This window comes from Streptomyces sp. NPDC051105 (assembly GCF_040682795.1).
Lineage (GTDB): Bacteria > Actinomycetota > Actinomycetes > Streptomycetales > Streptomycetaceae > Streptomyces.
The window spans coordinates 138,347-158,691 of sequence record NZ_JBFBBR010000012.1 but is presented as its reverse complement, the minus strand read 5'-3'; the positions used below and the strand labels follow the sequence as shown (position 1 = coordinate 158,691).

Annotated in this window: 17 protein-coding genes; 6 read left to right on the top strand and 11 right to left on the bottom strand. The window is 70.5% G+C overall.

Annotation, left to right across the window (positions count from 1 at the left end; translation table 11 throughout):
- Positions 1-264: 264 nt before the first annotated feature.
- The 4 genes from AB0N16_RS28160 to AB0N16_RS28145 all read right to left on the bottom strand — a co-directional run bounded on the left by AB0N16_RS28160 (position 265) and on the right by AB0N16_RS28145 (position 8,530).
- Positions 265-1,143 (bottom strand): oxygenase MpaB family protein, encoded by an 879-nt coding sequence (locus AB0N16_RS28160; protein ID WP_365801383.1) that lies wholly within the window; start codon positions 1,141-1,143, stop codon positions 265-267.
- Positions 1,144-1,414: 271 nt separating this feature from the next.
- Complete coding sequence (locus AB0N16_RS28155) at positions 1,415-5,599, bottom strand: beta-galactosidase (protein ID WP_365801381.1); 4,185 nt, start codon at positions 5,597-5,599, stop codon at positions 1,415-1,417.
- A gap of 412 nt (positions 5,600-6,011) precedes the next feature.
- The gene (locus AB0N16_RS28150; RefSeq protein ID WP_365801379.1) at positions 6,012-8,408 is read right to left on the bottom strand and encodes a glycosyl hydrolase family 65 protein; all 2,397 of its coding nucleotides are present in this window, start codon (positions 8,406-8,408) and stop codon (positions 6,012-6,014) included.
- Positions 8,405-8,530: a hypothetical protein gene (locus AB0N16_RS28145; RefSeq protein WP_365801377.1), complete on the bottom strand. Its 126-nt coding sequence runs from the start codon at positions 8,528-8,530 to the stop codon at positions 8,405-8,407. Before AB0N16_RS28145 ends, AB0N16_RS28150 begins: the two co-directional genes overlap by 4 nt.
- A 662-nt stretch (positions 8,531-9,192) precedes the next feature.
- Between AB0N16_RS28145 and AB0N16_RS28140 the strand changes: the two genes are divergently transcribed.
- Positions 9,193-9,867, top strand: coding sequence for a lytic transglycosylase domain-containing protein (locus AB0N16_RS28140; RefSeq protein WP_365801586.1), 675 nt, complete (start codon positions 9,193-9,195; stop codon positions 9,865-9,867).
- A gap of 131 nt (positions 9,868-9,998) precedes the next feature.
- Here the strand turns inward: AB0N16_RS28140 and AB0N16_RS28135 are convergent, their stop codons facing one another.
- From AB0N16_RS28135 to AB0N16_RS28120, 4 genes are all read right to left on the bottom strand, one after another.
- Entirely contained in the window at positions 9,999-10,220 is a 222-nt protein-coding gene (locus tag AB0N16_RS28135; RefSeq protein WP_030724363.1) for a helix-turn-helix transcriptional regulator, read from the bottom strand.
- Positions 10,220-10,705 (bottom strand): DUF2975 domain-containing protein, encoded by a 486-nt coding sequence (locus AB0N16_RS28130; RefSeq protein ID WP_365801375.1) that lies wholly within the window; start codon positions 10,703-10,705, stop codon positions 10,220-10,222. The genes AB0N16_RS28135 and AB0N16_RS28130 overlap by 1 nt, the downstream gene beginning before the upstream one ends.
- Before the next feature lie 279 nt (positions 10,706-10,984).
- Entirely contained in the window at positions 10,985-11,905 is a 921-nt protein-coding gene (locus AB0N16_RS28125; protein WP_365801373.1) for an NADP-dependent oxidoreductase, read from the bottom strand.
- A gap of 262 nt (positions 11,906-12,167) precedes the next feature.
- A complete protein-coding gene (locus tag AB0N16_RS28120; protein ID WP_365801371.1) occupies positions 12,168-12,806 on the bottom strand; it encodes an HD domain-containing protein in 639 nt (212 codons plus the stop codon).
- Positions 12,807-13,150: 344 nt separating this feature from the next.
- On the opposite strand from AB0N16_RS28120, the gene AB0N16_RS28115 reads away from it, so the two are divergent.
- Entirely contained in the window at positions 13,151-13,381 is a 231-nt protein-coding gene (locus AB0N16_RS28115; protein ID WP_365801584.1) for a helix-turn-helix domain-containing protein, read from the top strand.
- 141 nt (positions 13,382-13,522) lie between these two features.
- Here AB0N16_RS28115 and AB0N16_RS28110 read toward each other — a convergent pair whose 3' ends face one another.
- Positions 13,523-14,152: an LUD domain-containing protein gene (locus AB0N16_RS28110; protein ID WP_365801369.1), complete on the bottom strand. Its 630-nt coding sequence runs from the start codon at positions 14,150-14,152 to the stop codon at positions 13,523-13,525.
- 157 nt (positions 14,153-14,309) lie between these two features.
- Here AB0N16_RS28110 and sigJ point away from each other — a divergent pair, with 157 nt between their 5' ends.
- Entirely contained in the window at positions 14,310-15,251 is a 942-nt protein-coding gene (gene sigJ / locus AB0N16_RS28105; protein ID WP_365801367.1) for an RNA polymerase sigma factor SigJ, read from the top strand.
- 421 nt (positions 15,252-15,672) lie between these two features.
- On the opposite strand, the gene AB0N16_RS28100 is transcribed toward sigJ, so the two are convergent.
- Positions 15,673-16,488 carry an oxidoreductase gene (locus AB0N16_RS28100; RefSeq protein ID WP_365801365.1) on the bottom strand — a complete coding sequence of 272 codons (816 nt, stop codon included), beginning with the start codon at positions 16,486-16,488 and terminating at the stop codon, positions 15,673-15,675.
- Positions 16,489-16,626: 138 nt separating this feature from the next.
- On the opposite strand from AB0N16_RS28100, the gene AB0N16_RS28095 reads away from it, so the two are divergent.
- From AB0N16_RS28095 to AB0N16_RS28085, 3 genes are all read left to right on the top strand, one after another.
- Positions 16,627-17,199: a helix-turn-helix domain-containing protein gene (locus AB0N16_RS28095; protein WP_365801363.1), complete on the top strand. Its 573-nt coding sequence runs from the start codon at positions 16,627-16,629 to the stop codon at positions 17,197-17,199.
- A 453-nt stretch (positions 17,200-17,652) separates the two neighbouring features.
- Positions 17,653-18,879, top strand: a complete 1,227-nt coding sequence (locus AB0N16_RS28090) for a glycoside hydrolase family 88 protein (RefSeq protein WP_365801361.1) — start codon at positions 17,653-17,655, stop codon at positions 18,877-18,879.
- A 295-nt stretch (positions 18,880-19,174) separates the two neighbouring features.
- Positions 19,175-19,606 carry a universal stress protein gene (locus tag AB0N16_RS28085; protein ID WP_365801582.1) on the top strand — a complete coding sequence of 144 codons (432 nt, stop codon included), beginning with the start codon at positions 19,175-19,177 and terminating at the stop codon, positions 19,604-19,606.
- 96 nt (positions 19,607-19,702) lie between these two features.
- Here the strand turns inward: AB0N16_RS28085 and AB0N16_RS28080 are convergent, their stop codons facing one another.
- The gene (locus AB0N16_RS28080; protein WP_365801359.1) at positions 19,703-20,209 is read right to left on the bottom strand and encodes a MarR family transcriptional regulator; all 507 of its coding nucleotides are present in this window, start codon (positions 20,207-20,209) and stop codon (positions 19,703-19,705) included.
- Between the last annotated feature and the right edge of the window lie 136 nt (positions 20,210-20,345).

Genomic DNA, 20,345 nt, shown 5'->3' with positions numbered 1-20,345 from the left:
GCCGGTAGCGGGCCGACGGGCCGATGCCGTCTTGCGGAGGATGTCCGACGGCGTTGCCGTGCCGGGTTCACCGCCACGGACCTCGGCGGACACGGCGCTGCTCACCAGGGGCCGCGTCCGGCACGGGGGCGGTGCCGGGCTCTGGTCACGGGGGACGGAGTGGGCGGAGACGCGCGGAATGCCCCGGGCACCGGACCTGAGGTGACCACCGGACCTGCCGTGCCCCTCGGGGCACGGCAGGTTCCCGCTGTGCCGGGGCGGCCGCTACGAAACGTCGGGGGTGCTCATGGCCCAGCGGATCGTGCGGGTGAGCAGCTGCCCGGCCGGGCGCACCGTGACGTCCTCGACGACCGCGAGACGGGGCAGCCGCAGCAGCGACCTGGCCCAGGAGGGCAGCAGTGTCACGGCGTTGGCGGCGAGTACCCCGTACACGGGACGGACCGGCAGGGGCAGCGGGGGTTCCAGGAGCAGGAAGCGGGCCGCGGACCGGGCCTCGGGCGTGGCCCTGAGCTCGGGCCGGTAGCCGGTCAGCCGCGCGGACAGCTCCCGGCGGTCACGCGGCGGATCGATCACCCCGAGTGCCTCGGCGACCCGCGCGGTGTCGGCGACATAGGCGTCATAGCCGGCCCGGTCCAGCGGAGCGGAGCCGAAGCGTTCGTGTGCGCGCAGGAAGCACTCCGTCTCGGCCGCGTGCACCCACCCGAGCAGGTGCGGGTCGGCCGCGTGGTACGGCTCGCCGTCCGGCGTCGTCCCGCGCACCTTCTCGTGGATGCCCCGCACCGCGGCAACGGCCGCCTGGGCGTCGTCCGCCACGCCGTAGGTGGTCACCGCCAGAAAGGCGCTGGTGCGCTGGAGCCGTCCCCACGGGTCGCCGCGGTATCCGGAGTGCGCCGCGACGGCGGCCATGGCGAGGGGATGCAGGGACTGCAGAAGAAGGGCGCTCAGTCCGCCGACGAACATGGAGGCGTCCCCGTGGACGACGCGGATCGGACGACCGGGGGCGAACCAGCGGGGGCCGGGTGTGCCGTGGATACGGGCACGGGTGGCCGGACCGTCGGGGCCTGCCACCCGGCGGAAGAGCATCGCGCCCAGAAACGCACGGACGTCCGGCACCACGGCTGCCACCTTTCTCGCCTCTCGCATCGTGTCACCGACCGGCGGGCCCGTCACCCCCGGTGGTTCCGTGGCCCGGCCCGGCCGGGCTCGCCCGGGCCGGATGAGGGCGACGGCCCAGTGCCGCGGCAAGCAACGTTTGCCCTTTCGAGGAGCGGCGTCCGGTGCGTGCTCTCGGCGTGCCGGGTGCGAGCCCTCGTACTGGATGCACTTGGGCTTGCGCCCGGTGCGGCGGGTGGGGGTACCCCCCTCTGGGGGAGCGTGCCGGGCGTCGCGACGGCGAACGTTGCCTGCCGCGGCACTAGCCGCAGGTCAGTGTCGGTGTCCCCCAGTCTCCGTGGTCGTTGCCGTTGCCGTCGCCCGCGTCACCGACCTTGAGGTCGATCACCTGGGCGCCGCTGACGTCGACGTCGATCGGCACGGCGGCCTGTTTGCCGCGGATCGTCGGCGTGGTCACGAGGGTCCTGCCGTCGGCGATCACGGAGAACGTCACCGTGCCCGCACCGCCCGTCTCGTCGTCGACTCCGACGTCCGCCGTGAAGCGCGAGCACTGTCCGGCGAGGTAGAGCTGGACGTCGCTGACGGAGTTGGTACCCAGGCCCTTGGCGTGACCGACACCGGCGATGGCGATCGGACGGCCGTCCCCGGCGGCCTGCTCGCCGACGCTGCTGTCCCGCTCCACCGGACCCCACCCGTTGGTGGACGACAGGAACGCCAGGTCGCTCACCTCGCTCTTGCCGGCCGGCGGAGCGGGCGGGATCCCGCCGACGATGCGCTCGTCGGCGCCGGTGGCCTGCCGGCCGCTCTGCCGGTAGCGCACCGTGGCGGTGAGCGTCGAGGCGGACGGCAGCGTCCCGGCCGGCGGCTGGACCTGCCAGGTGAAGGTGGCCGCATTGCCGGGTCGCAGGCGGTCGACCGATGTGGGGCTCGTGGCGCTCACGCTCCAGCCGTCGGGGGCGGAGAGCGAGGCCGTCAGCCCGGAGGCGGACGGCCGGTTCTTCGGGACCTCGACCGTCGCCTTGGCCGTGAAGGCCTGTCCCGGCTGCGCGGTGTCCGGCACGTCCAGGGTGACATCCGCTCCCGGGCGCTTCGGCAGGGCGTAGGTCCGGGCGTCGTAGCGCGGGCTGTCGTTCTGCGCGACGCGCAGGGACGAGGCGTAGCTGCCGTAGTCGGTGAGCGAGACCTTGCCGAGGCCGCCGGTGCTGCCGTCGAGGTTCCACACGGCGATGGCGATGCTGTTGTGGCCGTTCGGGTTCAGGATCCCGTCGGGGACCGGGAACGTGTGCTGCGGACCCAGGTAGTTGACGTAGTTGCCGACCTGCCAGCCGTTCACGAAGATCGTGGCACGGTACTTGCGTGCCGGGTCGTCGGTGAACGTCAGCCCGAGCGAGGTGTCCTGGCCGTGCGGCAGGGCGAGGTCGACGTCGGTTCGGTACCAGGAGACCCCGGGACGGGTGTCGGTCGTCGGCAGGGACACCTGGTTCCAGTTGTGGTCCGGATAGCCGGGCAGTGACCACCCGGCCCGTTCGCCGTACAGGCCGCCCGTCGAGAGCGGTCCGCGCACCGTGTCCTGGAGGTCCTCGCCGCCCCGCACGCCCTGCAGCCGCCAGGTGACGGAGGTCAACGGTGCTCCGACGAGGGAGGCGCTGGTCAGCCCGCGCGCGGTCTTGTTGCCGTTGGTGGAGTTGTAGTCCTCCTCGTGCCCCATGTTCACGGTGAGCACGGAGAGGACGTTGTCGCCCGCGGACTTCACGGCGCCGGCCGGGAAGGCGAAGTCGCCGCTGCCCGTGGTGGAACTGCCCAGGAAGGTGCCGTTGAGCCAGGCGGAGAACGCCTGGGCGTTGCCGCCGGAGTCCGAGACCAGGTGGATGCCGCTCTCCTTGCCGGTGGCGTTAAAGCGGCCGCGGTACCAGGTGTTGCCGGTGTGGAATCCGTAGTCGTCCGCGTAGAGCACCGGCAGTGAGTTGGCGCCGGAGACACTGTTGGTGGTCGCCTTGTCGGCCACCTGCCAGCTGGAGTCGTCGAATGCGGGCGCCGCTTCGGGGGATTCCTCGGCATGCTTCCAGTTCGTCAGCGCCGGCAGGTGTATCGAGGCGGCCACCGGGATGGTGCCGGTCAGGCTCCCGGTGTCCGTCGCCCTGTTGCACAGAGTCCTGCCGTTCCAGGTGACATGGGCGGCGGAGGTGAACACCTCGATGTTCTTGTCGTCGGCGTTGTCGCCGGTGAGCGCCACGGTGCGGCCGCCGTCCCGGCTGGTCGCCGTCCGCAGCAGATGGGTACCGCGTACGAGTACCGGGCCGGCCGCCGTGTCCTGGCGCCAGAAGGTCTCGGCCGTGGCCTTGTCACCGACGAGCAGCAGCAGCGGGCGCTTCCCGCCGTCGCTGATACTGATGCGGACGAGACCCTTGTGCGTGTAGTTGAGCCGCAGGTCGCCGGTGGCGGCGTCCCAGGTGGTCGTGACGGTTCCGCCGGTGGAAGTCACGGTGGGCCTGGCCGCGGAGCGAAGGACGGTCTCGCCGTCGCTGCCCTGGTCGCCGTAGAGCACGGCCACGTCCCGGTCGCCGATCGTCGCGCTGGTCATGATCTCCGAGGTCGAGTACTGCAACTGTGCGTCCCCGAGCCGGTAGTTCGCGACGATCACGTGGGAGTCGCGTCCGTCGAGCGTGATCGCGGTGCCCGGCTGCTGCGGCACGACCGGGTAGGTCGGCTGCGTGGCGTCGGCCGTCGGGACGTCGATGGCGTCGATGGCCACGTAGTTGTCCGTGGAGCCCGAACCGTGGTTCCCGTCGACGACGATCTTCAGGGTGTGTGCGCCGGGCGCCAGGCCGGTCTTCTGGAAGAGGACCGCCTGGCTCTCACTGCCTGAGTCGTCGACCGTCGCCACCTTGGTGCCGTCGAGGTAGACGTCGGCGTTGCCGTGGTTGTTCGTCTTCGATCCGATCCAGCGGATCGCGGTGCCGTCGAAGGGGACGGTGACCGAGTCACCGGCCTTGTTGGAGAACGACTCGGTGTGCTTGTAGTCGCCGCCGGTGTAGCTCGTGTTGGCCACGTGCGACCACGAACCGGTGTATTGCAGCGCGGAGTCGGGGTCGTCCCAGGTGTAGGTGGTGTCCGCGGACGGCTGGGCGTTGAAGTCCAGCGAGATGTGGGTCTTGTCGACCGCGGTGGACGTGGAGTTGCCGTGCCGCAGGACGTGGAACTGCGTCTTGGTGCCGGGGTTCATCCGGGCGGTGTCGACGATCGCCGAGTCGTCCGGCGGGGTGGCCCTGATCGCCTCGGTCTCGGTCAGCGGGGCGACCGACTGCGTGAAGTACCCGATCAGCTTGTCCTCGTAGTACTTGGGATCGAGCTGGCGGGTCTCGCGGATCGCGGCCCCGTAGTCGTACGAGGTGTAGTTCTCGGGCATGCCGAGCCAGCCCCAGTTGGTGCCGCCATAGGTCATGTAGAAGCTCTGCGCGGTGGCGCCGACGCCGATGTTCTGCTTGTAGAACACGTTGGCGAACTGGTCGTTGATCAGCTGGGCGCACTTGTCGTAGCCCGGTCCGCCCCAGGGGTCGAAGGCGCCGCCCTGGAACTCCGGTGAGTACAGCGGTTTTCCGGCCGGGTGGTCGTAGCTGATGTCGGGGACGCCGTTCCACTTCGAGGGGTTCGAGCAGTCGAAGCCCTGCGGGTAGGAGTCCGGGCCGTCGACGTCCAGGGCGCCCGTACCGGAGTTGAAGGTGCCGTTGTTGTTGCCGGTCAGCGGGACCGTGATGCCGTCGGCGCGGGCCTTGTCCTCCAGGTGCTGCATGTAGGAGCGGCCGGCGGCCGAGCCGTTGTAGTACTCGTTCTCGACCTGGTAGGCGATGACCGAGCCGGTGCCGTTGGTCAGCTGGTGGCGGGCGATGATGCGGTCGATCTGCGTCAGCCACTCGTCCGCGTACTTCAGGAACTGCGGGTCGTCGCTGCGGTTGTGCCCTGCCTTGGTGGTCAGCCAGCCGGGCAATCCGCCGCTGTCGACCTCCGCGTTGATGTACGGCGCCGGGCGGGCGATGACGTAGAGGCCGGCCTCCTGGGCCATGTCGAGGAGCTTGTCGACGTCCCGCACCCCGGTGAAGTCGTACACCCCCGGCTTCGGCGAGTGGTATCCCCAGTCGAAGTACAGGGAGGTGGAGTTGAAACCGGCGGCCTTCATCTTCTGGAAGATGTCGCGCCACAGGTCCTGGCTCGGGAGCCGGAAGTAGTGGAACTCGCCGGACCACAGGTAGGTGCGCTTGCCGTCGACGAGGAACGAGTAGCCGTCGAGGCTCACCGTGTGCGCCTGCGGACTGACGGCGGGTGCGGCGGCGGGTGCGGCGGCGGATGTCTGCTTGCCGGCGTCCCGCGCCGCGGCGGGCGCGGTCACGCCCATGGCCAGAGCTATGGTCGCGGCCGTCGCGAGGAGCACCCTCCCCCACCGACGGCGACCGGGTCTCGCGACCTCTGAACGGATCCCACTGCCTCGCACTGCGGCCTCCATCCGCCTGAGCAATCAGCATCGAACAGACTCAGGCAAAGCCGAACAGTAAGGGGCCACAAGGTCCAACACAATGGGGCGGGAGGACATGGCCGAGGCGGCGGAGGTCCCGACCTTGCTTCCCTCCCGCACGGAAGCGAGGCGTTCTGTCGCGGCGACCGTCTCGGCGCCCGGCGACCGATGGTGTTCAGGATTGTCATCCGGTCGCCGAAACCGTCGGCGCGGTCTCCGGGTCAGGTGCCCGCGGCGACTCTGAGGGGCCGGCCGCCGTCGACGGCCAGGCAGGTGCCGGTCAGGAGGGTGTTCGTCGGGGCGAAGAGGACGGCGTGGGCCACGTCCGCACGTGGCTCTGCGCGGCTCCTGCTCCTGTCGACGCAAGGCAGCCGGACCAAGGGTGAGGAGGTCAGCCCTGGGTCTCCTCGTGAGGCTCCTCCTCGACCGGAAGGCCCTCCGGGCGGCGGCCCCGGGGCTGTTGGGGCTCGGGGTTGACGGGTGCGGGCGGGACTCGGCGGTCCACCGGCTCGTCGACGGTGATGGTCAGTGGCTCCCCGAAGTGGAGCACGATCAGCGGTTCGCCTTCCATCAGCCGGTACCGCACATGGGTCTGCCCGATATCGACCTTCAGCCTCTGCCCGAGTGCCTGCACCGTGAAGGCCACCCTGGACAGCGCCTCGGGCAGGCGCGGTGCGAACCCCACCAGACCCGGCCTCCCGTCGTCGTCAAGGTGTCGCCGCATGCCGCCGAAGCCGGCGACCAAGGCGATCCATGTCCCGGCGAGGGAGGCGATGTGCAGACCGTCACGGGTGTTGTGCTCCAGGTCGTCGAGGTCCATCAGCGCGGCCTCGGCGAGGTAGGCGTAGGCCAGCCGCAGATGCCCGGTCTCGGCCGCGAGGACCGCCTGGCAGCACGCCGACAAGGAGGAGTCACGGACGGTCAGCGCCTCGTAGTAGGCGAAGTTGCGTGCCGTGTCCTCGTCGGTGAAGGCCCACGGGCACTCCAGCATCGCCAGCACGAGGTCGGCCTGCTTCACCACTTGTTTGCGGTACAGGTCGAAGTAGGGGTAGTGCAGGAGAAGTGGGTAGCGCTCGGGTGGGGTGGCCTCGAAGTCCCAGTGCTGGAGGCTGGTGAATCCGGCCGACTGTTCGTGCACGCCGAGAGTCTCGTTGTACGGCATCGCCATGCGGGCGGCGGCCTCGCGCCAGCCGGCGGTCTCCTCCTCGTCGACCCCGAGTTCCTCGGCCCGGTCCGGATGACGCGCGGCCACGTCCGCGGCGGCCAGCAGATTCTGGCGCGCCATCAGGTTGGTGTACAGGTTGTCCCGCGAGATCGCGCTGTACTCGTCGGGTCCGGTGACACCGTCGATATGGAAGACGCCGTCCGCGTCGTGGTGGCCGAGGCGACGCCACAGTCGGGCGGTTTCGACGAGGAGGTCGAGCCCCTCGCCTCGCTCGAACTCCTCGTCTCCGGTCACCATGACGTACCGGACCGCGGCCATGGCGATGTCCGCGTTGATGTGGAAGGCGGCCGTCCCGGCCGGCCAGTAGGCGGACGACTCCGAACCGTCGATCGTCCGCCAGGGGAACATGGCCCCCGCCAGATTCAGCTCACGGGCGCGGTCCCGCGCCGCCGGCAGCATCCCGTGCCGCCATCGCAGTGCCGACGCGACGGCCTCCGGAGCGGTGAACGTCAGTACCGGCAGCACGTAGGACTCCGTGTCCCAGAAGCAGTGCCCGTCGTACCCCGTCCCGGTCAGCCCCTTCGCGGGAATCGCCCGGTTCTCGCCACGGGCGGCCGCCTGGAGCACGTGGAAGAGAGCGAATCGCACCGCCTGCTGGATCTGCGCGTCCCCCTCCACCTCCACATCCGCTCCGGCCCAGAACCGGTCCAGATAGGCCCGCTGCCCGGCCACCAGCCCGTCCCAGCCGGTGCTGACCGCGGCCGCCACCGCTCCGTCCACCTGGTCGTGCACGGCCGACAGCGAACGCTCCGCAGACCAGCCGTAGGCCACGAACTTGAACAGCCGCAGCGGCTGCCCGGGCGTCAGGTCCGCCGTCACCGTCAGACGACTGACGTCAGGCTCGCTCTCTGCGGTCCAGCGGGTGCTCTCCGGTCCTTCGATCAGATGGTCGGCCGCCGCTCCCACCCGCAGCGCGCTGCGGTCGGTGCAGTGCAGCAGCCGTAGCCGGGTTCCCTGCGCGAAGCTGTCTTCCGACCTCAACGGGGACTCGATCGCCGCGGCGACTCGCGGATCGCCCACCAGGCGGGGCAGTTCTTCGTTCGCGACCAGTTCGGACTGCACGGCCACCGTGGCCGGTCCGTCGACCGGTTCGATCTCGTACACCACCGCGGCCACCGCCCGCTGGGTGAAGGACACCAGCCGCCGCGAGGTGATCCGGACCGTACGACCGCCGGGCGAGGTCCACTTCGCGGTGCGGCTGAGCACACCCGTACGGAAGTCCAGCACCCGCTCGTGCTCCAGCAGCCGACCATAGCGGAGGTCGCACGGGTGATCGTCGACCAGCAGCCGGATGATCTTGCCGTCGGTGATGTTGATCATCGTCTGGCCGGACTCGGGGTACCCGTAGCCGGCCTCCGCGTAGGGCAGTGGATGCCGTTCGAACACGCCGTTGAGGTAAGCGCCGGGCAGCCCGTGGGGCTCCCCCTCGTCGAGGTTTCCCCGCCATCCGATGTGCCCGTTGGACAGGGCGAACACCGACTCGCTCTGGGCGAGCAGGTCGAGGTTCAACTCGTTTTCACGCAGGCACCATGGTTCCACCGTGAAACTGGGATGAGTGATCACCGCGACTCCAGGATCTCGGCCGGACCAGGGACCACGACGTCCGCCACGCGGACGTGGCGGAACGGGTCCTCGCCGGGTTCCGCCCCCTCCGCACGGATCCGGCGGCGCACCAGACCGCTCACCCGCTCACCCGATCCGCGGGTGGATGCCGCGCGCGACCAGAAGCATGGACGCCCCAACCTCACGGAGCCAGCCGTCCATGCGTTCGTCGTGGTCGTCCACCACCTCGAAGGGCACAAAGTCAGTCGCCTCACTTGTGACGCGTTTGCGGAGATATTCGTCGGGCATCCTGTTCCGGGCAGCCGCACACAGCTTCACGGTCCGGGGGGATACGGCGACGAGGCTAGGCGGTGCCCACCGCCGACGGTCCGCACACACTGCCCGGCACGCCGGAAGGCACCCGCTCGGTCGAGGCGGGCCCGGCGACATCCGCGACCCACATCACCGCGGCGCTGCCGAGCGGTTCCGAACAGAGCAGGCCTCCAGCCGGGCTTCTCCCGGAGCCCGTCGCACCGTCCCCGTCTCCCGGGGGGGCCTTTGCCGCTCGACACCCCATCGACGCCATCCCGCGTGATCTTCGACTGCCTCTACCCTGACCGCTCACCGCGGATCGACACGGTGGGCGCCCCGACCGGCTCTCGGGCGGGTGTGAGGATCCACACTTCCTCCGGGATTGCGTCGGCCGGTCCGGCACGCCAGAGTGTTCCAACTGCCGAATCCAGCAAGCGAGATGCTTCCGTCGGACACCGCACACGGAGGCGCGGGCGAAGAGGACGGGATGCACGTGAGCCCCATGCCGTTGAGGGGGTTGGCGGTGGCCTCCGCCACCGCGGTCACCGCTGTCGGAAGCGTCGTCGGTGTCGCCTCCGGCAGTAGCGCGCAGAACAACGACGCGCAGGCGCCGGCGACCGATGCCACCCTCCTCGCGGACCTGCCCCCGGGCCAGCAGGCGCAGGTGCAGACCGCGTCGCTGACGCGGCAGGCCGACGCCGTGGCCGTCCAGGCGGACGCGAGCGCCAGGAGGAACGCCGAGCAGACCGCCCGGGCGGCGGCGGCCAAGACCGCACAGGCCAAGAAGGCCGCCGCCGACAAGGCCGCCGAGGACCGTGAAGAAGCAAAGACCACGGCCGGCGGTTCCGCCTCCACCTTCCCGGTGCGGAGTTCCTACACCGTGGCGCAGCTCAAAGCGATGGCCGCGCAGATCGTGGGCAGCAGCCAGTTCCAGTGCTTCAGCAACATCGTGGACCACGAGTCCACCTGGAACTACCTCGCCGTCAACCCGTCCTCCGGCGCCTACGGGCTCGTGCAGGCCCTGCCCGGCTCCAAGATGGCCTCCGTCGCCGCCGACTGGCAGACCAACCCGGCCACCCAGATCAAGTGGGGCCTCAACTACATGAACACCACCTACGGCAGCCCCTGCCAGGCCTGGGCCTTCTGGCAGGTCCACCACGCGTACTGACGGCCCTGCACCAACAGACCCACTGTCCTCAGGACCTGTACGGCGACCGTGGGCTCGACACCGACATGCGGTCCACGTGGCGTGTCACAGGCCGGTCGTGCCAGGCGCTTTCACGCCCGCCCTGGGGCATGTCATCCGCCGGCGGCGTCCTCGGCCTCCCAGCGCAGGAGGTCGCCCGGCTGACACTCGAGTACCTCGCAGAGCGCCGCGAGCGTCGCGAAGCGTACTGCCTTGGCGCGGCCGTTCTTGAGTACCGCCAGATTGGCGGGCGTGATCCCCACCCGGTCGGCGAGCTCGCCCACGGACATCTTCCGCCTGGCCAGCATCACGTCGATGTCGACCGCGATCGGCATCAGATCACCTCGTCCAGCTCGGCCTGCATCTGCGCCGCTTCCACGTCGCGCGCGACGGCCTGGGCGAGCAGCATCCGCAGCACCAGCACGATGAGCGCGACCCCGAGGATGGCCAGGCCGATCCCGCCCATGATGACCGAGACGCCCGGGTCGTCCCGCTGACCCGGCGCATTGATGCCCGTGACCGCGAACCACAGCAGGGCAGCCGCCGCGATCGCGCCGATCACGCGGTCCACGTACCGGAAAGCGGCGTGGGAGAACACGGTTCCGCGTCGCACCATCGTCACCAGCCGCCATACGGAGACCACGGCGACCTGGGCCGACACCATGCCCAGGATCGTGATCACCCGCAGCGGGGTCAGCGGGAGCGACCCGTCCTCCGGATCGGTGGCCAACGCCCACACCATCCCTGCCTGTACGAACACGGTGCCGGCGAGCACCACCGCGAGCACGGCGCGCAGCGCACGCACGGTCAGCTTTCCCACAACCCATCCTTCCATCGAGCAACGATGGGAAACTATCGATTTTCGATAGATCGGGCAAGGGGTGACCGCCGTGATCCTGGATCCGTGGTGCCGACGGATCGAGGACGTGTCGTCAGGAAGGACCCTGGTGGCCGTCGTCAGGAAGGACCCTCGTGGCCGCCGTCTGGAAGGACCCTCGTGGCCGCCCTCAGGAAGGGCCCTCGTGGCCTTCCTCTGCCCGCACCGGACAGGTGTCGGCCCAGAACACTGTGCTGGCCATGCCGGGAGGCATCCCGCTCCTCAGTCCTCGGCGATCCGGATGACGGTCCTGCCGGGGACGCGTTGCCCAGGGGCGAAGGCCGCGACCGCCTCGGTCAGCGGGCGCACCGCGCCGACGCGCACCCGGAGCCGTCCGTCCCGCAGGCGCTGCGCCAGGTCCGTGAGGCGTGTGCGGTCGGGTTCCACGACGAAGAACAAGGCCCGCCCGTCCTCGGGGCGGACCGTGGGCGGCTGGGCGATGGAGACGAGCGTGCCGCCGGCCCGTACGAGCGCGGCCGAACGATCGAGGACGTCCCCGCCGATCACGTCGAACACCAAGTCGACCTCGCCGGCGTCCGCCAGCCGGCCGGCGCCGAGGTCGAGGAACGCGTGCGCGCCGAGCGCGAGGACGATGTCGCGGTCGGCGGACCGGCCGGTGCCGATCACGCGGGTGCCCGCTTCCCGCGCGAGCTGCACCGCGAGCGAGCCGACGGCCCCCGCGGCACCGTGGATCAGGACGGTCTGGCCGGTCACGATCCGCGCGTGGTCGAACAGGCCCTGCCAGGCCGTCAGACCGGAGATCGGCAGCGCGGCCGCCACCGTGTGGTCGACATCCGCGGGCAGCGGGGCGAGGTTGCGGGCTTCCACGGCGACGTACTCGGCCAGCGAGCCGTCGCGGGCCCAGTCGGTCAGACCGAAGACCCGCTGGCCGACCGTGAGACCGGTGGTTCCGTAGCCCAGCTCCGCCACGACACCCGAGACCTCGTGCCCGGGCACGCTCGGCGTCCGGTCGCGGCCCGCGCGATCGGTCCACGTTCCGGGCCAGGCGAGCTCCCCCCGGGTGAATCCCGCGGCATGCACCCGCACGACGACGTCGTTCTCGGCGGCATGCGGATACGGCCGGTCGGTGAGGATCAGTCCGCTGACTCCGGCGTCGCGGTCGGGGGCGGTGATGGCTTGCATGAGCGTTCTTCCTGTCTGGTCGGTGAACTCGCCGGTGAGCCGGTCTGCGACCGGCCTCTGTCTGGTTTCCCGCAAAGTGCGCATATCCATCGCATCAGGCGACCGGCGGTTGCGTGGAGAGGTGACCGTCCGACGTGGACGAGGGCGACCAGGGGGGGCCGAGCGCCGGCACGGTGAAGGCGGCCGGCCGGCCAGGACGACGACGGCTGCGGCTGCGGCGGAAGCCGCTGGTGTCGTCGGTTTTCCTTGGGCGCCCTCGATGTCAATTCGGCCAGGGCGCTTCCATGATGCGTTCGACCATGGTCGTGCGACGGAAACCCGGAACGAAGTGCTCCAGCACGTCCGCGTTGACGGTTCCGTAGGTGGTGTCCGGACGGTTCTTGAGTCCCTCGACGAATGCCTCCAGGAATCCCTTCTTGAATTGTCCACGGGGATGGGCGGCAAGGATCTCGTCCACGCGGTCGCGATGCAGCCGCTCCAGTCCCCAGCCGATCGCGTCGGTCAGCACGCCGTAGTTCGTGGCGGCCGTCTCCGGGCCCATCCGGCCGGGAATCCCGGGCGTCGTATGCAGTGCGATCGCCGTCCACACGACGTCGGCCGCGCTCTTCGAGAAGCCGCGCTCGAGCAGGAACGCGTGCGCGTGGTCGGCGCCGTCGAGCTCGAAGCGCTGCTCCGTGTCGGAGAACGGGGTCGAAAGCCCCGTGTCGTGGAACATCGCGGAAATGTAGAGCAGCTCGGGATCGGGCCGGAGACCGAGCGCGCGCGCTTGCAGGGAACCGAGGAGGAAAACCCGCCGGGAGTGGTGGAAGATGAGTGGGCTGGCCGTTTCCCGGAGGAAATCCGTGGCCTCCGTCACTGCCGCGGTATCGGGGATTTTCACACCCGCGATGATGTCGGACACGATGTTCTTCCTTTCGATGCGCCGATAAGGAGCAGTCAGTTCCTTCGTTCTCCACGATGGCGGCCGCGCTGCTCCGCCGCCGCCCTGGTACGGCCAGGAACCCCTCGAATCGAGACACCTGAGGAAGGGGACTGCGGGCTCCGGAACACATCGGGTCGCGATCCTCGACGACCGGTGCCGACGTCGCCTCGTCGATCGGCATCCGGATCGCCGTCGACGACAGCCCCGCCGCCGCCCCGGTCCCCGGCACTGCGCACAGTCGTGGACATGGTGACGGCGGCCCCTGCGGGAGACCACCCCCTCGGTGAACTCGCCAGGCATCTCGACCTCAGCCCGCCCGCCATCTGACGCGGCTGTTCCGGGAGGAGCCGGCCACCGCACCGGCCCGCTACGTCGAGTCGAGCCGGTTCGATCTCGCGAAGGCGCTGCTCGACCAGGGGCACACCGCGACCCAGGCCGCCGCGTTGGCCGGGGTCCCGGGCTATGAGAGTCTCCGGCAGGTCTTCGCAAGGGAGTTGTCGATCAGCCCGGCCGCATACCAGCACCGCTTCAGCACCGCCCGCCGCACTCCCTGACCTCGACGACGCCCTCGCCGGCTTGCCCGGTTCGTGGTGGCCGTGCCGACCGGGCTTGTTGGCGAGGACGTGGCCGTCGAGGGCGACGAGGAGGGGAGGCCGTCACGGCGCCAACCGCACCCGCCAGGGGTTCCCGGTGGTTCAGAAACCGATGGCTTCGCGCAGCAGCAGGACGGTGCCGCGGCCGGCCTGATGTTCTCCGTTGAGGATGAGAAGGCGGTTGACGGCGCTGGGCCACCCGTAGGCTTCCTGGGTGCGGGCGCTTTCCAGCGGAAGGCAGTGGTCTTCGACGCGCCGTAGCGCGGTGTCCAGGTCGGGTACCACCTTCTGCGCCCCGACGATCCAGATCGCACGGGCCGCGCCGCCCGCGTAGCCGGGCAACTGGCTTCCGCTGCCCGAGGCGACCACGAGGGAACCGGTCTCGGTGACCGCGGCGACGCTGCCGACGATGACGTCGGGGCCGGCCAGCAGCCGCCGGATCTCGTCGGCGCCGGTGACCCGGTCCATGGCCAGGACGCGTGGCTTGATGGCCTGGTACCGTCCGCCGGCGTTGATGTCCTCGTCGATCCCGGACCGCCGGAGGGTCTCGCTGGCCCCGGTGAACACACTGGCGCCCTCCGGTATCAGCTCTTTGACGCGGGTACGGGCGGCAGCGGCATCGTCGAGGATCTCCACGGTGAAACCGTGGCCGGTCAGCGCGGTGGCCGCCCGCTCCAGGCGCTGCGCGGGCGCCGGGTCGGTGAACGGTGTTGCCGGCACGGAAGTGGTCATGGTGTCCCTGAGCTTCCTGTTCGCTGGATGATGTGTCCGTCTCGTCGGTTCGACAGCACAGCCCGCCGGAATGTGAGGCGGGCGCGGCCCTCACATTCCGATGCGCTGTCTTGTCGGACCGGTGAGGGCGGATACGACCGAGGGAGCAGTCGCCACCATGACCACCCGATCCGGGCAAGGACACGCACAGGCCGATCCGGGCCTGGACGCGATCATGAGCGAGCGGCGTCAGCTGATGAACATCGCCTACCGGCTCCTGGGCTCCCTGGCCGAGGCCGAGGACGCCGTCCAGGAGACCTACACCCGCTGGTACACGATGTCCCCGCAGCAGCGGGACGCCGTCGTGTCCCCCGGCGCCTGGCTGACGACGGTCACCAGCCGCATCTGTCTCAACCTGCTCGGCTCCGCCCGGGCCCGGCGGGAGACCTATGTGGGCGCATGGATCCCCGAGCCGCTGCCCGAACGTACGGAGTGGACCACCGTGCGGCCCGGCGGCACCACCGCCGACCCGGCCGACCGGGTCACCCTGGACGAATCGGTCAACCTGGCCTTCCTGGTCGTGCTCGAATCGATGACCCCGGCCGAGCGCGTCGCGTTCATCCTCCACGACGTCTTCTGCCACTCCTTCGCCGAAGTGGCAGAGATCGTCGGCCGTACCCCGGCGGCCTGCCGCCAGCTGGCCTCCTCGGCCCGCCGCCGTATCCGGGCCGCGCAGCCCTCCGCGACTTCGGCTGCCGAGCGCGCCGGCGTCATCCGGGACTTCAAGCAGGCGTGGGAGGCCCAGGACATCGACGCACTCATCGGCCTGCTCGACCCCGATGCCACGGCGATCGCGGACGGCGGTGGCCTCGCCGTGACCTTCCCGCACCCCATCGAAGGCGGCGAGCAGATCGCGTACGCCTGGATGGAGATCGCCCGCCACAGGACCGGCGACATGGAGCTCCTGGAGCGTATGGTCAACGGTCAGCCCGGTCTGGTGGCCGAGCAGGACGGCGTCACCGTGACGGTCTTCGCGTTCGACGTCGCGGGTGACCGGATCACGCGCATCTGGGTCGTACGCAACCCCGAGAAACTCCGTCGCTGGACGAAGGCGGGCTGACCCGCGTCTCCCCACCGCCGGTCCGGTCCCCCGGGCAGCCGCCACCCGGCGGTGGTACACAGCCCCATCGGCGACACCTCGAGAGGGCTCTCGGCGGCAGACACGTCCTGGGCGGCGGGCCGGTTCACCGGCCGCGCTGACGGTCCTTGCCGTTTGCTGCACCACGCCCACGACCCCGTCCAGGCTGCGCTCGCGGGATCGGTCACGACGCTCAGGGACGCCGGGGGCGCGCCAGGCGGCGGCCCGGCGCACGGCCTCCCGTCGCGCAGACCGGGGTACCGTTGCCGCCCCTGCCCGAGCACGTCTTCCTTGGCCGCCCAGGCGCCGATCGCATCCGTGTTCCGTACCGGGCCGGGCCGGGCCGTCCCAGACGAGCAGCGATACGGACGCTCGTCATATGTGACCGGCCCTGCCCGCCCGGTCAGCCCTGGGCGATTCGGGAGACGTGCTGCCAGTCGGCCCAGGTCTGCAGGCGCTCGGCGTAGAGGGGCGCGATGATCTCGATGGGTTCGGTGCCGAAGAGCACCCGCAGCGGCGGGTTCTCGGCGTCGACGATCTGGAGCAGGGCGGTGGCGGCATCGGCCGGGTCGGCGTACCGGGCGTCGCCGAAACGGGCGGCAATGGCCGCGCGGACCTCGTCGTAGGCGGGGTTCTGTTCGACGTGCGCGCTGGAGGAGCCGCCCCAGTCGGTGGTGAAGCCGCCCGGCTCGACCACGGTGACCTTGATCCCCGCGCCGGCGACCTCCTGGGCGAGGGCCTCGCTGAAGCCCTCCAGCGCCCACTTGGACGCGTGGTACGCGCCGAGCGAGGGGAACGCGGCGACGCCGCCGACGGACGAGATCTGCACGATGTGGCCGCTGCCCTGGGCGCGCATGACCGGCAGGACGGCCTGGGTGACCCAGAAGGCGCCGAAGAGGTTCGTCTCCATCTGGTCGCGCAGCTGCTGCTCGCCGATCTCCTCGATCATGCCGAACAGGCCGTAGCCGGCGTTGTTGACGACCACGTCGAGGCGGCCGAACTTCTCCTGCGCCGCGGCCACCGCCGCGGCCACGGCCGCCTTGTCGGTGACGTCCAGCGCGACGGGCAGCACGTCGTCTCCGTATGTGGCGACCAGGCCGTCCAGCGAGGCGGCGTTCCTGGCGGTCGCGACGACCTTGTCCCCACGCTCCAGGGCGGACTCGGCGAACGCGCGGCCCAGGCCGCGGGACGTACCGGTGATGAACCAGACCTTGCTCATGGTGTTCTCCTTCGGATCCGGCGTTCCCGGGACATACCTCCCGGGGCCGACTGCACTGTAGCCCGAAACTTAGATGAGTCCAAAAATAGAGGAGTCCAGAGTTCGGCACGTAAGATGACACCGACAGAAAGAGGTGCGATGAACCTGCGGGAGCGCAAGAAGCTCGCGACCTGGCATGCCATCCGGTCGGCCGCGCTGCGGCTGTTCGACGAGCAGGGCTACGAGGCCACGACCGTCGAGCAGATCGCGGCCGCGGCGAACGTCTCGCGTGCCACCTTCTTCAACTACTTCTCCGGCAAGGAGGCCGTGGTCTTCGACCAGGACCCCGAGGAGCGGCAGGCCTGGCAGGCCCTGATGACCGGCCGCCCCGCGGACGAGCCGCTGTGGGACTCGCTGACCGCGATCCTGACCGGCTTCCTGGAGAGCCTGCGGGACCGGATGCCCCTGCAGCGCCGCCTCAAGGCACAGTCGCCCGTCCTCGCCCAGTCGGGCCAGAACTTCGGCGAGCGGTTCTTCACCGAGCTGAGGGAGTGGGTGACGTCCCGCGCCGCCCACGACGACGAGCTGACCGCCACCCTGCAGTTCAACCTCGCCCTGGCCGCCGCCAACACCGCGTACCAGACCTGGCCCGACGACGATTCCTTCGACGGCTTCCTGGAACGCCTTGAACGCTGCTTCCGCGAGGCGCGCCCCGTCAGGGCCACCGACTGAGCGGCGGAGCCACCGGTCGCCGCTGCGGCAGGCCGGTCGATCGCGGCGCAGACAGCCGAGGACCTTCGTCTCCACCTCTTGCCGCAGCCGGTCGTCGCCGATGTCGGCGAGCACGGCGGCAAACTCCGAAGTGGCAGACGTGGCCGGACAATGACAAGGCGATCGTGCGCGGCGACCCCGCCACCGACGGTCCGCTCGCCGCGGCGCGTTCCACCGTCCCAGCCTGATCGAGGTCACCGACCCCGACGCCGTCCTGGTCCATGCGGAGATCCTCGCCCCGGTCGCCACCTTGGAGGCCTTCGACGACGAGGCCGAGCACGGATCCGCACAACGACCGGCCGAGGTCATTCATATACGTGAACATCATGCACATGGGTGTACACAGGTCGAGCAGACATGCCACACTCCTTCAACTCCCGTGCACCAACAGTCCAGTTGGAGAGGCAGGCAGTCATGTCCATCTCCCGGCGGGCCGTGCTGGCCACGGCAGGCGGCGCCGCGGTCGCCTACGCCAGCGCACCTCTGCCCGCGCATGCCGAGGCCGGGCACGCGCCGGCCGCCACCACGCACACCCTCAGAGCCGCCGCCGACTACGCGGTCGAAAAGGTCCGCACCGTCGCACCCGGCGTCACCGGCTTCCCCGTGGTGACCAGGTTCGAGAAGTGGACCTACTCCCAGAACGGCGACTGGGTCGGCGGATTCTGGCCCGGCACCCTGTGGATGTGCTGGCTCCACACCGACGACGACCGGTTCCGCACCCTCGCCCTCGACTCCGCACGCAAGCTCGCCCCCCGCCGCAACGACACGACCACCCACGACCTCGGCTTCCTGTTCACCCCCTCCTGGGTCACCGCCTGGCGCCTTACCGGAGAGGAACAGTGGCGCACCGGCGCCATCCAGGCGGCCGACTCCCTCATCCGGCGTTACAACCCCCGCGGCCGGTTCCTGCGGGCCTGGGGCGCGCTGGACGACCCCGCCAACGCGGGGCGCATCATCATGGACACGATGATGAACCTCGATCTGCTCGCCTTCGCCACGCAGCAGACCGGCGACACCACCTATCTCGACATCGCCGTCGCCCACGCCGAGACCACCCGGCGTCTCTTCCCGCGGGCCGACGGCTCCACCCCGCACGTCTGGGACCTCGACCCGGCCACCGGCGCCCCCATCGGCCCCAACACCGTCCAGGGCTACAGCCCCACCTCCTGCTGGTCCCGTGGACAGGCCTGGGGGATCTACGGATTCACCACCCTCTACCGCCGCACCGCCGATGCCCGGTTCCTCGCCACGGCGACGCGTCTGGCCGAGTACGCCATCGGCGCGCTCACCCCCGACCACGTCCCCGTCTGGGACTACCGAGCGCCCCAGCACCCCCACGACATCAAGGACGCGTCCGCCGGAGCCGTCATGGCCTGCGGGCTCCTCGACCTGGCCGCCGCGACCGGCCGCGAGAAGTACCGCGACGTCGCCCTGCGACTGCTGACCGCGCTCGCAGAGACCTGCCTGACCAGGGCCTCCACCCGTGCGGACGCAGTCGTCGCCCGCTGCACCCGCAACCGGCCGGCCGAGGACGGCATCGAGGTCTCCCTCCCCTACGCCGACTACTACCTCCTCGAGGGCATCCACCGGGTCCTCCACCCCCAGGCCCTCGACCGTGCCATCGACCTCACGATGCCCTGACCGACGGCGGAGGTGCGAAGGCGCACAGCCGCGAAGGCGCCGGTCGCGAAGGCGCGCAGCCGCGACGACGGCAGGCCGACGCGTTCGGTGGTCCACCCGGCACCGGTCGGCTTCCCGCAGTTCAGTGGCTGTTACATGGACCGCTGTCCGCCACGCCGGCGAGCGGTGAGATGATCACGCCATGGGGACGGAAGAACTCGTTCGGCGCCGGACGCGCCGAGCCGTCACGCCGCAACCCGGCGTCCCAGACCACCGAGTCGACCTTCCGCACCCCGAAAGGGGAAGTACCGTGTCCGTGTTCCAGCGCATCCTCGTCGCCGTCGATCCCAGCCCCGCCCGCCGCTCCGCCGTACGGCTGGCCGGCGAGCTGGCGCGGCTCGCGAACGCCGAGGTCCGCGTCGTGCACGTCATCGCTTCCGCCGCCTCCGTCGCGGCGATCGTCCCGCTGGAGGAGGACACCGAGGCCCAGGCCGTCCTGGACGAGGCGCTCGCCGCCCTCCGGGACCAGGGCGTCAAGGCCGAGGGAACCCTCCTGCGGGGGCTCACCACCCAGGTCGCGGCCGCCATCTCGGAGACCGCCGAGGAGTTCGACGCCGATCTCATCGTGCTGAGCCCGCACCACCGCAGCGCCGCGCAGGCGCTGTTCGACCCGCGGGTCAGCGATGCCGTCGCGCACCGCACCCACACCGCGATCCTGCTCGCCCCGGAGGCGCAGGACCAGGGCTGACCGGACATGAGCCCCGGGGCCGCCGCGGATGTCCGTGTCCGTGGCCACCCCGGGGCTCACCCATGCCCGGCCCCTCGGCGCGGCGGACGCCGTCTCCTAGCGTCGGCGCCAGGGCAGTGCCTCCTGCTCGTCGCCATCGGCGTCCATGCGCTGGAGCGCGGTGTTGATCGACTCACCGATGGCGGCGAACTGGGTCACCTGCTCGGGGGTGAGAGCGTCGAAGACGGCTCGGCGAACCGCCTCCACATGGCCGGGGGCCGCGCGCTCCAGGAGGCGCATGCCCTCCTCGGTGAGAACGGCGAACTGGGTGCGGCGGTTGCCGGGATCCTCGCGGCGGTCGACGTAGCCGGTCTCCTGAAGCCGGGTCACGGCGTGGGTGAGGCGGCTTCGGGTGATCTTCAGGCGTTCGGCCAGTTCGGACATGGTCAGGCTGTGGTCCTTGACCGAGGACAGGTGGACGAGCAGGGTGTAGTCGGCGTGGGTCATGCCCGCATCACGCCGGAGCTGGCGGTTCAGGTGGTCGGACAGGTGCGTGGAGAACTGGACGTAGGCGAGCCACGCCCGTCGCTCCTCGGGGTTCAGCCAGCGTGGCGTCGTGGTCATGCGCGCACTGTAACCAGTTACGTTTGAATGTTCAAACCTCTTGCGGGTGGGTGTTCCGGCGCCGCGGCCGAGCTCTCTGCGATGTCCCGGAGCGGCACGCGGGAACCTCCGATGGGGGTTCCCGCGCTCCGCGGCG

Bases quoted from the DNA above. Each gene is read 5' to 3' on its own strand.
- AB0N16_RS28160 (WP_365801383.1), bottom strand. From the start codon at position 1,143: ATGCGAGAGGCGAGAAAGGTGGCAGCCGTGGTGCCGGACGTCCGTGCG.
- AB0N16_RS28135 (WP_030724363.1), bottom strand. From the start codon at position 10,220: ATGCCGATCGCGGTCGACATCGACGTGATGCTGGCCAGGCGGAAGATG.
- AB0N16_RS28125 (WP_365801373.1), bottom strand. From the start codon at position 11,905: ATGCAAGCCATCACCGCCCCCGACCGCGACGCCGGAGTCAGCGGACTG.
- AB0N16_RS28110 (WP_365801369.1), bottom strand. From the start codon at position 14,152: ATGACCACTTCCGTGCCGGCAACACCGTTCACCGACCCGGCGCCCGCG.
- sigJ (WP_365801367.1), top strand. From the start codon at position 14,310: ATGACCACCCGATCCGGGCAAGGACACGCACAGGCCGATCCGGGCCTG.
- AB0N16_RS28100 (WP_365801365.1), bottom strand. From the start codon at position 16,488: ATGAGCAAGGTCTGGTTCATCACCGGTACGTCCCGCGGCCTGGGCCGC.
- AB0N16_RS28095 (WP_365801363.1), top strand. From the start codon at position 16,627: ATGAACCTGCGGGAGCGCAAGAAGCTCGCGACCTGGCATGCCATCCGG.
- AB0N16_RS28090 (WP_365801361.1), top strand. From the start codon at position 17,653: ATGTCCATCTCCCGGCGGGCCGTGCTGGCCACGGCAGGCGGCGCCGCG.
- AB0N16_RS28080 (WP_365801359.1), bottom strand. From the start codon at position 20,209: ATGACCACGACGCCACGCTGGCTGAACCCCGAGGAGCGACGGGCGTGG.